The following is an 11,736-nucleotide window of genomic DNA, read 5'->3' as shown; positions in this document are numbered from 1 at the left end:
CCGGGTGTTCTTCGCCCCGCTGGTCCCCGGACTGCTGGTCGTCCTGGTGGGCTACCTGGTCGGCTACGGCCTCACCGTGCTGCTCAGCCGGGGGCTGGACGCCGCGTTCGGTGCCCCGCTGGGCGCCGGCGTCCCGGAGGTCGTGGGCTGGCTGCTCGGGGTGGCCCTGCTGGTCGCCCTGGTGCGCTGGCTCGTGGTCCGCCGCCGCAGGCGCCATCAGAAGTAGCCCTCCTTCTTGCGGTCCTCCATGGCGGCGTCGCTGACCTTGTCGTCGCCCCGGGTGGCGCCGCGCTCGGTCAGCCGGGTCACCGCGATCTCGGCGATGACCTCCTCGACCGTCGAGGCGGTGGACGGCACCGCCGCGGTGAGGTTGGCGTCGCCGACGGTCCGGTAGCGCACCGACCGGCGCTCGACCTGCTCGCCGTCCTTGGGGGTGATGAACTCGTTGACCGCGTAGAGCATGCCGCCGCGGTCGACGACGTCGCGCTCGGCGGCCAGGTACAGGTCGGGGATCGCGATCTGCTCCTGGGCGATGTAGGACCAGATGTCCAGCTCGGTCCAGTTCGACAGCGGGAACACCCGGATCGACTCACCGAGGTGGATGCGGCCGTTGTAGAGGTCCCAGAGCTCGGGGCGCTGGTTCTTCGGGTCCCACTGGCCGAACTCGTCGCGGAAGCTGAACACCCGCTCCTTGGCCCGCGCCTTGTCCTCGTCCCGGCGGGCCCCGCCGAACAGCGCGGTGAAGCCGTGCTCCTCGACGGCGTCCAGCAGCACCGGGGTCTGGATCCGGTTGCGCGAGCCGTTGGGCTCCTGCTTCACCGTCCCCGCGGCGATCGCGTCGGGCACCGAGGCGATCACCAGCTCGACGCCGAGCTCGGCGACCCGCCGGTCGCGGAAGGCCAGCACCTCGGGGAAGTTCAGCCCGGTGTCCACGTGCATCACCGGGAACGGGATGCGGGCCGGCGCGAACGCCTTGCGGGCCAGCTCCAGCATGACGATGGAGTCCTTGCCGCCGCTGAACAGCAGCACCGGGCGCTCCAGCTCGGCGGCGACCTCCCGCAGCACGTGCACGGACTCGGCCTCGAGCGTCTGCAGCTGGGTCAGGTGCAGGTCGGGGGTGCTCACGCGCGGGTGCTCCGGGGTGCTCGGCGACGGCGGTCGAACCGCCCAACCACACCGGTGTGGTGGGGATTCCGGCGACCAGTCTCCGCCATGCCGGTCAGCGGACCGCAGCCAGCACCCGTCCGGCCAGCTCGGGGCGGCAGACGACCAGGTCGGGCAGCCAGGTGTCGGCCGCGTTGTAGACCAGCGGGGACCCGTCCAGCCGCGAGGTGAACAGGCCTGCGGCCCGGGCGACGGCGACCGGCGCGGCCGAGTCCCACTGGTACATGCCGCCGGCGTGCACGTAGGCGTCGGCCTCGCCGCGGACGACGGCCAGCGTCTTGTAGCCCGCCGACCCCATCGGGACCAGGACGGCGTCCAGCGCGGCCGCGGCGGCCCGGGCGACCTCCGGTGGGCGGGACCGGGACACCGCGACCCGCAGCGGCCCGGCGGGCACCGGCGGGACGACGGGTGCGGGATGCGTGGTCAGCACCTCGCCCAGCGCCGGCAACCCCACCGCCCCGACGGTGAGGTCGCCGGCTGCGCGCTCCCACAGCGCGACGTGCACCGCCCAGTCGTGCCGGTCGCCGGCCCGGTACTCCTTGGTGCCGTCCAGCGGGTCGACGATCCAGACCCGGTCGGCGCCCAGCCGCTGAGCGGTGTCGGTCGCCTCCTCGCTGAGCACGGCGTCCCCGGGCCGGTGCTCGGCGAGCAGCGCGGCGATCGCCCGCTGCGCCGCGGCGTCCCCGGCGTCCCCGAGCGCGCCGTCGCGCAGCTGACCGCCGCGGAGGGGGAGCAGCACGTCGGCGGCGGCCCGGGCGGCCGCGGCGGCGAGCTGGACGTCGTCCACTACCGGTCCTCGTGCAGCGCGGTGGCGTCGGTGGCGCGGCCCGGCGGGCGGTGCTGCCCGGAGGCGTCGACGACGTCGCCGAAGTAGGTGGCCAGCGTGTCCTCGCGCGGGGTGACGAAGACGCCGGTCACCTCGACCAGCACCCGCTCCGGCTCGGCGGCCAGCGCGATCGAGCCGGCCATCGTCGTCCGGCGGCCGTGCTCCTCGGCGACCCAGCCGCGCAGCACGACCGGGGTGTCCAGCGGCACCGGCCCGCGGTAGTCCAGCTCCAGGTGGGCGGTCATGCCCCACCGGCCGGCGCGGATGGCCGCCGTCCCCAGCATCTGGTCCATGAGCAGGCCGCTCATCCCGCCGTGCAGGAACCCGGGCGGCCCCTCGTACTGCAGCCCGAAGGATGCCTCGGCCACGACGCCCGGCCCGTCGGCGTCCGGCCGGATCTGCAGGGGCGGGGCGACCGCGCTGCCCACCCCGGTGACCGGCGAGTACACCCGGCGGAAGGCGATCGGGTCGTCCAGCTCCGGCAGCTGGTGCCGCTCGCGGGTCCGGGTGCCCAGCCGCTCGGCGAGCTCCCGGGCGGTCGCGGCGACCTGCACCAGCTCCGCCGGCGGCACGGTGGTGCGCACGGAGGCGGCCACCAACCCGCGCAGCGCACTCCCGAGCTCGGTCACCGCGGCCATCAACTCCGGGTCGTACCCGGTCTCCGTGCTCACCCGCGGACCGTAACCCGCGGCCGGTCAGTCCTGACCGGCCGGACCCGACCGGGGCAGCCGGACGGCGAAGGCGGCCCCCTCGCCGGGTGCCGTCGTCAGCGTGACCGTGCCGTGGTGCGCGGCGACCAGCGACGAGACGATCGACAGGCCCAGGCCGGTGCCGCCGGCCGCACGGGTGCGCGAGGCGTCGGCCCGGTAGAAGCGCTCGAACACCCGCTCGGCGTCCTCGGCGGACATGCCCGGGCCCTGGTCGGCGACGGTGACGGTGACGGCGTCCGGGTCGCCGGGCTCCTCGGAGAGCCGCACGGTGACCGGCGTGCCGGGCGGGGTGTGGGTGAGGGCGTTGGTGACCAGGTTGCCGATGACCTGCCGCAGCCGGCCCTCGTCGCCCAGCACGACCGGGACGTCGGTCAGGGAGTCGGTGAGGTCCAGCTCGACGGACCGGTCGGGCTGCACGGCACGGGCGTCGTGCACGGCGTCGGCGGCCAGCTCGCCCAGGTCGACGGGCAGCGACTCCACCGGGCGGTGCTGGTCCAGGCGGGCCAGCTGCAGGAGGTCCTCGACCAGGGCGCCCATGCGGGTGGCCTCGGCCTCGATCCGGCCCATCATCCGGCCGGTCTCCGGATTGTCCCCACCCGCCCCGCCGGAGGCCCCGTGCCGGTAGAGCTCGGCGAACCCGCGGATGGAGGTCAGCGGGGTGCGCAGCTCGTGGCTGGCGTCGGCGACGAAGCGGCGCATCCGGCCCTCGGACGTGCGGGCCTGCTCCTCGGAGGCGGCCTGCGCCTGGAAGGCCCCCTCGATCCGGGCGAGCATGCCGTTCAGCGCCCGGCCCAGCCGGCCGACCTCGGTGCGGTCGTCGCCCTCGGGCACGCGGCGGGAGAGGTCACCGGCCGCGATCGCCGCCGCGGTGTGCTCGACCTCGACGAGGGGCTGCAGGGAGTTGCGCACCAGCACGTAGCCGGCGACGCCGAGCAGCACCAGGACCAGCGCGCCGACGACCAGCTGCACCAGGATGAGGCGGGCCAGGATGCGCTGGTCGTCGGACAGGTCGATGCCGACCGTGATGACCGTGCTGTCGGTCAGGTCGGCGGAGATCAGCAGCCAGGACGTCGTGCCGTCGCGCGAGGGCAGGGTGAAGGGTGCGTCGTCGTAGGAGCCGATGGAGGACGGCGTGATCCCGGAGACGTCGGGGAGCGATCCGTCCCCGCCCCCGCCCTGGACGATCGCCGAGGTGTCGTCGTTCGCGCAGGCGATCAGGGTGGGCCCGGGGTACCGGATGTCGGTGTTGCACAGCTGGATCGTGTTGGCGATCCGCTCGCCCAGCGAGCGCACCTGGTCCTGCAGCTGGGTCTGCTGCTGCCCGATGAGGTACTGGCGCAGCTGCGACGTGGCCACGTAGCCGGTGACCGCCAGCGCCACCGCGACGAGCACGACCAGCAGCGCGACCAGCCGCAGCCGCAGCGGGACCCGGGGCTGGGACCTCCTGGACGCCGGGACGGGCGGGGAGGTGTCCTCCCCGCCCGTCGGCGACGTCGTCGTGTCGGTGCTGGAGATGTCAGCTCCCGCGCGGCAGCCGGAGCGAGTAGCCCACGCCGCGCAGGGTGTGCAGCAGGCGGGGCTCGGTGGTGTCGATCTTGCGGCGCAGGTAGGAGATGTAGGACTCCACGACGTTGGCCTCGCCGTTGAAGTCGTAGTTCCAGACGTGGTCCAGGATCTGCGCCTTGGACAGCACCCGGCCCGGGTTGCTCATCAGGTAGCGCAGCAGCTTGAACTCCGTGGGCGACAGGCTGATCAGCTCACCGGCCTTGAGGACCTCGTGCGACTCCTCGTCGAGCTCGATGTCGGCGAAGGTCAGCCGCGGGGCCTCCTCCACCTTCCGGGCGCCCTGGGTGCGGCGGAGCACCGCGCGGATGCGGGCCAGCACCTCGTCGAGGCTGAACGGCTTGGTGACGTAGTCGTCGCCGCCCAGCGTCAGCCCGGAGACCTTGTCCTCGGCCGCGTCGCGCGCGGTCAGGAACAGCACCGGGGTGTGGGTCCCGTTCTGGCGCAGCCGGCGGACGACGCCGAAGCCGTCCAGCCCCGGCATCATCACGTCGAGCACCAGCAGGTCGGGGCGGAACTGGGCGGCCGCGGCGAGGGCCTGCTGGCCGTCGGCCGCGGTGGCCACCTCGAAGCCGGCATAGCGCAGGCTGGCCGACAGCAGCTCGCGGATGTTGGGCTCGTCGTCCACGACCAGGAGTCGTGCCTCGGGCGCTCGCTGCCCCGTGCTGCCGGACATCTGTCCTCCCAGGGACCGCTCGGGCGCCGTCGTCGTCATGGTGCACACGATCGGGACAGCTGCTGAGGTCGCCCTGGACGCTACCTGTGAGGTCGCTGCGAAGACCTCACCCGGCGGGTGACATCGCGCGGCCGCGCCGCCAGTACCCGATCGCGTGGTGCTGGGTGCGGCCCAGCCCCCAGCGCCCGCGGAGGTCGGCGCGCACGGCCCGGACGGCGGCGGACTCCGCGCCGACCCAGGCGAAGACGTCGTCGGTGCCCGGGTGGTCCAGGCCGGCGACCGCGTCGACCAGCAGGGTGGAGGCGCCGGGCTCGACGTCGCCGCGGTGCAGCCAGCGCACCTCGACACCGGGCGGCGCGACCAGCGGCTGCTCCTCCGCCGGCCCGGCGACCTCGAGCAGGGCCAGCCCCCGGGTGCCGGGGTCGGCCGCGGCCAGGATGCGGGCGACGGCGGGGACGGCGGTCTCGTCCGCGACCAGCAGCAGCCAGCCGGCCGTGGCGGCCCCCAGCGGGGCGGTGCTGGCCACCCCGAGCACCGCACCGGGCGCCGCCGCGGTCGCCCACGCAGCGGCCGGGCCGTCCCCGTGCAGCACGAAGTCGACGTCCACCTCGCCGGTGACCGGGTCCTGCCGGCGGGCGGTGTAGCTGCGCAGGCTGACCCCGTGGCTGCCCTGCGGCCAGACGATCCGGCCGTCCCGGGCGACGTCGGGCCAGCGCGGGGCGGTGTCGTCGACCCGGGGGACCAGCAGGGCCAGCGTCGGGCCGGCGGCCGCGACCACCTCCGGCGCCCCGCGCAGGGTGACCCGCCGGACGGCCGGGGTCACGGACGCGGCGGACACGACGGTCAGCACGTCGACGGGGCGGGTTCCCTGCGGGGCGGTCACGACCAGCCAGCCTAGGGAGAGCCGACCCGGACGGCCCCGGGGGAGGGGACCGACCGGGTCGACCGATGATCACCGTAGGGGCGCCCCGGCCGGACCGGAACGGCTGCGCGGCCCGGCTCACCACGACGGGGGAGACCCGCCCGCGCGCACCCAGGTGTGCAGCCGGGGGCGGCGGGGGTAGCGCTGGATCCCGACCCCTGGAGGACCCGTGAGCGACGACCTGAAGAAGGGTGACGACGTCACCTGGAAGACCCACGGCACCGAGACCGAGGGCACCGTGACCAAGAAGATCACCTCGGAGACCGAGGCGGCCGGCCGCAAGGTCAAGGCCAGCCCGGACGAGCCGCAGTACGAGGTGGAGAGCGACAAGTCGGGCAAGACGGCGGTGCACAAGCCCGACGCCCTGGACAAGAAGTGAGCGCCGACGGCGGGGACGTCTCCGCCGAGCGCAGCACGACCCACAGCCCGCGCCTGGACGACGAGATGGCGTCCGAGGTCGAGGGCCTGGTGCGGGCCGGCCGGTCCACGCACGCCGAGGAGTTCACCGACCCCGAGCCCTCGGGCGAGGACGAGCCCGGCGTCGACCGGTCGGCCGGGGGCGCCCTGCTGGGCGGCACCCCCGAGGGCGTCGACCCCGACACCGTGCGGCTGCGGGCCGAGCTGGCCCGCTGGCTGGACCGGGCCGACTTCCCGGCCACCGGGCCCGAGCTGGTCGAGGCCGCCCGGGACCACCGGGCACCCGACGCCGTGGCCGACGAGCTGTCCCGGCTCCCCGAGGGGGAGACCTACACCCGGGTCGGCGAGGTCGTCCGGGCGCTGGGGTACGAGACCGAGGCGCCGCCCCCGGCGTGAGCCCCGGGCGCGGCCGGCTCAGCGCCGGCCGCGCTCCTCGGCCTCCTCCTCGGCGATCTCCTCCGCGCCCCGGCGGCGGAAGAGCTTCGAGCCGGGGAAGCCCTTGGCGAGCTCGCGCAGGTCCTGCACGGTGTCCAGCAGGGCGTGCACGTCGGGCGCCACGTTGTCCAGCGTCGCGAGCACGGGGAGCACGTCCTCGTCGAGGTGGGTGACCAGGGTGGGCAGCCGGTCCACCAGCTTCACCAGGGCCTCGACCTCGGCGGGGTCCAGGTCATCGGCGAAGCGGGCGAGCAGCGGGGCCAGCTTCTCCAGCGTCGGCTCGTAGGCGGCCACCAGCGGCGTCGCGGTGTCCAGCAGCCCGGACGCCCGGCCCACCAACTGGTCGGCGGCGGCCCGGGTGCCGTCCACGCCGGCGATCGCGGCGTCGGCCGCCGCCCGGGTGCCGGCGACCCCGGCGATGGCTTCGTCGGCCGCGTGCCGGGTGGACTGCACGCCGGCGATGGCCGCGTCGGCGGCGTCCTTGGTGGTCTGCACCCCGGCGATGGCGGCGTCGGCCCGGTGCTTGGTCTGCTCCACCCCGGTGATCGCGGCGTCGGCGCGGTCCTTGACGACGGCGACCCCCGCGACGGCGTCCTCGGCGCGGTCGACCACGGCCTCGACCCGGGCCAGCAGCACCGACACCCGGTCCAGCAGCAGCTCGGCCTGGCCGACGGCGGTGACCACGCGCGGCACCAGGGCGAGGGACTCGGTGACCAGGTCGCGCAGCCCCTCGGCGGCGGACACCAGGTCGGCCGGGCCGGGCAGCAGAGGGATCTTCACGGTCGCGACGCTACGCAGCGGATCGGTGGTGCGCGATCGGACCGCCGGCGACGTGACTCCCTGTCGATCTGTCGACGGCAGGGCGTGGGAATCCCACAGCTGTAGTTCGATCCGTACTCTGTAGGCGAACGGTGACGCTGCGGGAGCGTCCACGCGGGGCGTCTCGGCACGGGACCCCTCGACCGGGAACCACGACGACGAGGGTGTCCACACCGGTGGCGGACGACGGCAGGCTCGGCGGACCCGACGAGGGTCCCGAGGTCGACGCGGCTGCCCCGGCGCCCGCCCGCGGTGCCACCACCGACGCGCAGTTGACCGTCGACGCGCTGCTGGCCCGGTCCTGGGCCGCCGTCGCTGCCGGGTCCGGTGGGCGCCGGCGCGCCGATCGACGGGCCCCCTCGAGCGCCCCGCCGTCCCGCCCGGCGCCGTCGTCCTCGCCCCGTCCGAACACGACCACCCCGCCGCCGTCGNATGCGAGGTTGTTCTTGATGATGCGCGGACGACGGACTGCACGACGCCGGGGCGTTCCGGCGCCGGGCTCAGAGGTGGATGCGCGGGCACCGCAGACCAGCGCGGTGCCCGCGCAGACCGCCGGACCCCGGCCGACGTTGCCCCCGGTGCCGGTCGCGCCGCCGGTAGAGCCGGAGCGGGCGCCGGCCCCGATGCGCACCTCGGCCCCGGTGCCGCCGCTGCCGGGCACCGAGCGCGCCCGGCAGCACTCCGCCCCGGTGCCGCCGCTGCCGGGCACCGAGCGCGCCGTCCGGAACTCCGCCCCGGTGCCCCCGCTGCCCGGGCTGCGGCCGGCCACCCCGCTGCCGCCCATCCCGGGCCGGGACCTGCCCGCGGAGCCGCCGGCCCCGTTGAGCCGGGCCGACCGCCGGGCCGCGATGAGCCCGCTGCGCCGTCGGCTGGTGCGGGCCGCGGTGGTCGTCGGCGTGCTGGTCGGGCTGGTCGGCGGCTTCTACGTCGGGCTGTACTTCTACGCCGACCGCTCGACCGACCGGGTCGCCGCGTTGTCGCCGGGTGGGCCCGAGGTGCTCGCCCCGCAGCTGCAGGTGGGGGTGACGACCTGGCTGGTGCTGGGCACCGGCGCCCCGGGCGCCGACGGCCCCGGCGCGGTCACCGCCCAGCTGCTCCGGGTGGCCGCCGACGAGGAGTCCGCGCTGCTGCTCGACGTCCCCGCCACCGCGCTGGTCGACACCCCTGTGTGCCGCGCCGCCGACGGCGAGCTGCGGCAGCCGACGACCGAGCCGCTGGCCGACGCGCTGCTGCAGGGCGGGCCCTCCTGCCTGGTGCGCGCGGTGCAGCAGCTGTCCGGCCTGCGCATCGACCACCTGCTCGACGTCGACCTCGGCCGCGACGGGGCCGGCAGCCCGGCCTGCCCGACCGACGCATTGCCCACCGTGGACGTCGGCCTGCTGGCCAACCCGGTCCGCGCCACCTCCACGCTGCTGGCCGCGGCCGACGCGGTCACCCTCGACGAGGACACCTCGCTGGCCGACCTCCGGGCCCTGGAGGGCACGCTGCGCGACCTGCCGGCCGGGGCCGTCCAGCGCGCCTCGCTCCCGGTGGCCCGGGTGGGCTACGTGCCGGTCGGCGGCGGCACCGCCCAGCTCCTGCTCGACGGTCCCGGCACCCGGGACCTCTTCGAGGCCGTGATCCGGACCGGCGAGCTGCCCGAGGCCGGCGAGGCCACGGAGGCAGCGACCGTCCCGGCCTCGGACGACGCCGGCGTGCCCGTCGCCCCCGGTGCCGTCACGGTGACGGTCCTGGACGCCACCGGCGACAGCACCGCCCCGACCACCGGCGCGGGCGCCACCACCGCCGCGGCGCTGGCGGCGCAGGGCTTCGTCGTCGGCCAGGGCGCGCCGGAGCCCGCGGTGACGTCCACCAGCGTGGTCCGCTACGCCCCCGAGGCGGTCGAGCAGGCCCACACGGTGGCCGCCGCCGTCCCCGGTGCCGTGCTGGAGTCGAGCACCGCGGTGGGCGGTGGCGTGCAGCTCGTCGTCGCCGCGCCGGACCTGGCGGTGCAGCAGGTGGCCGTCGGCGCCGCCGTCCCCACCACCGCGGCCCCCGCGACGGTCCCCACCGCCACCTGCGGCTGATCCCCCCGGGCCTTCCGGCGCAGGGAGGTCCCCGAACGCGCAGGACCCCCGCCGACCGGGGTCGACGGGGGTCCTGGGTGGTCGCGGATCAGCCGAAGCGGCCCGAGATGTAGTCCTCGGTGGCCTTCTGGTCCGGGTTGGAGAAGATCTTCTCGGTCGGGTTGAACTCGATCAGCCGACCGGGCTGACCCACCCCGTTGAGGTTGAAGAAGCCGGTCTGCTCGCTGACGCGGGCGGCCTGCTGCATGTTGTGCGTGACGATGACGATGGTGAAGCGGTCCTTCAGCTCCGTCATCAGGTCCTCGATGGCCAGCGTCGAGATGGGGTCCAGGGCCGAGCAGGGCTCGTCCATGAGCAGCACCTCGGGCTGGACGGCGATCGCGCGGGCGATGCACAGCCGCTGCTGCTGACCACCGGACAGGCCCGAGCCCGGCCGGTTCAGGCGGTCCTTGACCTCGTTCCAGAGGTTGGCGCCCTTGAGGGAGGACTCGACCAGGTCGTCGAGGTCGCTCTTCTTCATCTTCTTGGCGTTCAGCCGGACGCCGGCCACGACGTTGTCGTAGATCGACATCGTCGGGAACGGGTTGGGGCGCTGGAAGACCATGCCGATCTGGCGGCGGACGTCGACCGGGTCGACGTCGGAGCCGTAGAGGTCCTGGCCGTCGATGACGACCTTGCCCTCGACGCGGGCGCCGGGGATGACCTCGTGCATGCGGTTCAGCGACCGCAGGAACGTGGACTTGCCGCAGCCCGAGGGACCGATCAGCGCGGTCACGCTGCGGGGCTCGATGGAGACGTTGACGCCCTCCACGGCCTTGAAGTTGCCGTAGAAGATGTCCAGGTCCGAGACGTCGATGCGCTTGGCCATGTCGAGTTCTCTCCAGGTCTCTCGGTCAGCGACCGGTCTTGGGGGCGAAGAAGCGGCTGATCAGGCGGGCCACGACGTTGAGGGCCATGACGATGATGATCAGGACGAGCGCTGCTGTCCAGGCCCGGTCGATCCCGAACTGCGGCGGGACACCCGGCTGGGTCAGCTGGTAGTAGGCGTAGACCGGCAGGGTGGCCATGCGCCCGTCGAACGGGTCGAAGTTCGTCGCCGCGGTGATGCCGACGATGACGAGCAGGGGAGCGGTCTCGCCGATGACCCGGGCGATGGACAGCGTCACGCTGGTGCCCAGGCCGGCGATGGCGGTGGGCAGCACGATCTTGGTGATCGTGCGCCACTTGGGCACGCCCAGGGCGTAGCTGGCCTCGCGCAGCTCGTTGGGCACGAGCTTGAGGACCTCCTCCGAGGACCGGACGACGACCGGGATCATCAGCACCGACAGGGCCACGGCCCCGCCGAGCCCGAAGCGCACCCCGGGGCCGAAGAAGAGCGCGAACAGCGCGTAGGCGAACAGACCGGCGACGATCGAGGGGATGCCGGTCATCACGTCGACGAAGAAGGTGAGCGCCTTCTTCAGCTTGCCCCGGCCGTACTCCACCAGGTAGATGGCGGCCAGCAGGCCCACCGGCACCGAGATCAGCGTGGCCAGGGCGGTGATGATCAGCGTGCCCATGATCGCGTGGTAGGCACCGCCGCCCTCGCCGACGACGCCGACCATGGAGTTGGAGAAGAAGGTGCCGTCCAGCCGGGTCACGCCCTTGCTGACCACCGTGTAGATCAGGGAGACCAGCGGCACCATCGCGATGGCGAACGCCGAGCTGACCAGTGCGGTGACCAGCCGGTCGGTGGCCTTGCGGGAGCCCTCGACGACGCGGGAGCCGACGTAGGTGGCCAGGGTGCCCAGGACCAGGCCGTAGAAGGCGAACAGGCCCCAGGACCAGCCCGACAGCAGGGTGAGCGCGGCGGCGACGACCAGGCCGGCGGCGTAGAGCCCGACCCCGCCGTAGCGGGGCAGCTTGCGGCGGGGGGCGGCGGCGGGGGGGGGGGGGGGGGGGGGGGGCGGGGGGGGGGTCTCTTTTTCACACCTGACGCCGGCGGCGGAACCCCCTTTGTGGGTATCTGGGGGGGGCCGGGCTTTTTAAAAAAAAAAAAATCTCGAAGACAACAGTGGCGAGGATCAATCTAGGAGTACACAAGAAGAATACGAGGATACGAGACCTTAACTCATGCATAGCGCCGAGTGACATAGCTA

The 11,736-nt window shown here is 74.5% G+C and carries 13 protein-coding genes; 4 read left to right on the top strand and 9 right to left on the bottom strand.

Features of this window, described 5'->3' with window-relative positions:
- Positions 1-4: 4 nt before the first annotated feature.
- Positions 5-226 carry a hypothetical protein gene (locus LFA75_RS07720; RefSeq protein WP_225233065.1) on the top strand — a complete coding sequence of 74 codons (222 nt, stop codon included), beginning with the start codon at positions 5-7 and terminating at the stop codon, positions 224-226.
- Here the strand turns inward: LFA75_RS07720 and cysD are convergent.
- From cysD to LFA75_RS07690, 6 genes are all read right to left on the bottom strand, one after another.
- Positions 217-1,125, bottom strand: coding sequence for a sulfate adenylyltransferase subunit CysD (gene cysD / locus LFA75_RS07715; protein ID WP_225233064.1), 909 nt, complete (start codon positions 1,123-1,125; stop codon positions 217-219). The two genes, LFA75_RS07720 and cysD, sit on opposite strands and share 10 nt — an antisense overlap.
- Before the next feature lie 94 nt (positions 1,126-1,219).
- On the bottom strand, positions 1,220-1,951 hold the full coding sequence (locus LFA75_RS07710; protein ID WP_225233063.1) for an inositol monophosphatase family protein: 732 nt from the start codon (positions 1,949-1,951) through the stop codon (positions 1,220-1,222).
- The gene (locus tag LFA75_RS07705; RefSeq protein WP_225233062.1) at positions 1,951-2,661 is read right to left on the bottom strand and encodes a PaaI family thioesterase; all 711 of its coding nucleotides are present in this window, start codon (positions 2,659-2,661) and stop codon (positions 1,951-1,953) included. Before LFA75_RS07705 ends, LFA75_RS07710 begins: the two co-directional genes overlap by 1 nt.
- Positions 2,662-2,685: 24 nt before the next feature.
- Complete coding sequence (locus LFA75_RS07700; RefSeq protein ID WP_225233061.1) at positions 2,686-4,092, bottom strand: sensor histidine kinase; 1,407 nt, start codon at positions 4,090-4,092, stop codon at positions 2,686-2,688.
- Between the two features lie 124 nt (positions 4,093-4,216).
- Entirely contained in the window at positions 4,217-4,939 is a 723-nt protein-coding gene (locus LFA75_RS07695; RefSeq protein ID WP_225233060.1) for a response regulator transcription factor, read from the bottom strand.
- Between the two features lie 106 nt (positions 4,940-5,045).
- Positions 5,046-5,822, bottom strand: coding sequence for a siderophore-interacting protein (locus LFA75_RS07690; RefSeq protein WP_225233059.1), 777 nt, complete (start codon positions 5,820-5,822; stop codon positions 5,046-5,048).
- A 208-nt stretch (positions 5,823-6,030) separates the two neighbouring features.
- Between LFA75_RS07690 and LFA75_RS07685 the strand changes: the two genes are divergently transcribed.
- Together LFA75_RS07685 and LFA75_RS07680 are read left to right on the top strand one after the other, a co-directional pair.
- Positions 6,031-6,240, top strand: a complete 210-nt coding sequence (locus LFA75_RS07685; RefSeq protein WP_225233058.1) for a hypervirulence associated TUDOR domain-containing protein — start codon at positions 6,031-6,033, stop codon at positions 6,238-6,240.
- Positions 6,237-6,674: a DUF2795 domain-containing protein gene (locus LFA75_RS07680; RefSeq protein ID WP_225233057.1), complete on the top strand. Its 438-nt coding sequence runs from the start codon at positions 6,237-6,239 to the stop codon at positions 6,672-6,674. Before LFA75_RS07685 ends, LFA75_RS07680 begins: the two co-directional genes overlap by 4 nt.
- Before the next feature lie 18 nt (positions 6,675-6,692).
- Here the strand turns inward: LFA75_RS07680 and LFA75_RS07675 are convergent, their stop codons facing one another.
- Entirely contained in the window at positions 6,693-7,493 is an 801-nt protein-coding gene (locus LFA75_RS07675; RefSeq protein ID WP_225233056.1) for a hypothetical protein, read from the bottom strand.
- Between the two features lie 575 nt (positions 7,494-8,068).
- Here LFA75_RS07675 and LFA75_RS07670 point away from each other — a divergent pair.
- The gene (locus tag LFA75_RS07670) at positions 8,069-9,598 is read left to right on the top strand and encodes a LytR C-terminal domain-containing protein (protein WP_225233055.1); all 1,530 of its coding nucleotides are present in this window, start codon (positions 8,069-8,071) and stop codon (positions 9,596-9,598) included.
- Between the two features lie 88 nt (positions 9,599-9,686).
- Here the strand turns inward: LFA75_RS07670 and pstB are convergent, their stop codons facing one another.
- The gene (gene pstB / locus LFA75_RS07665; protein WP_091250199.1) at positions 9,687-10,466 is read right to left on the bottom strand and encodes a phosphate ABC transporter ATP-binding protein PstB; all 780 of its coding nucleotides are present in this window, start codon (positions 10,464-10,466) and stop codon (positions 9,687-9,689) included.
- Between the two features lie 25 nt (positions 10,467-10,491).
- Entirely contained in the window at positions 10,492-11,322 is an 831-nt protein-coding gene (pstA, locus tag LFA75_RS07660; protein WP_263639426.1) for a phosphate ABC transporter permease PstA, read from the bottom strand.
- Between the last annotated feature and the right edge of the window lie 414 nt (positions 11,323-11,736).

This window comes from Klenkia terrae, assembly GCF_900491935.1.
GTDB classification, from domain to species: Bacteria; Actinomycetota; Actinomycetes; order Mycobacteriales; family Geodermatophilaceae; genus Klenkia; species Klenkia terrae.
The sequence above is the reverse complement of the archived record's forward strand: the minus strand, read 5'-3'. Positions and strand labels throughout refer to the sequence as shown.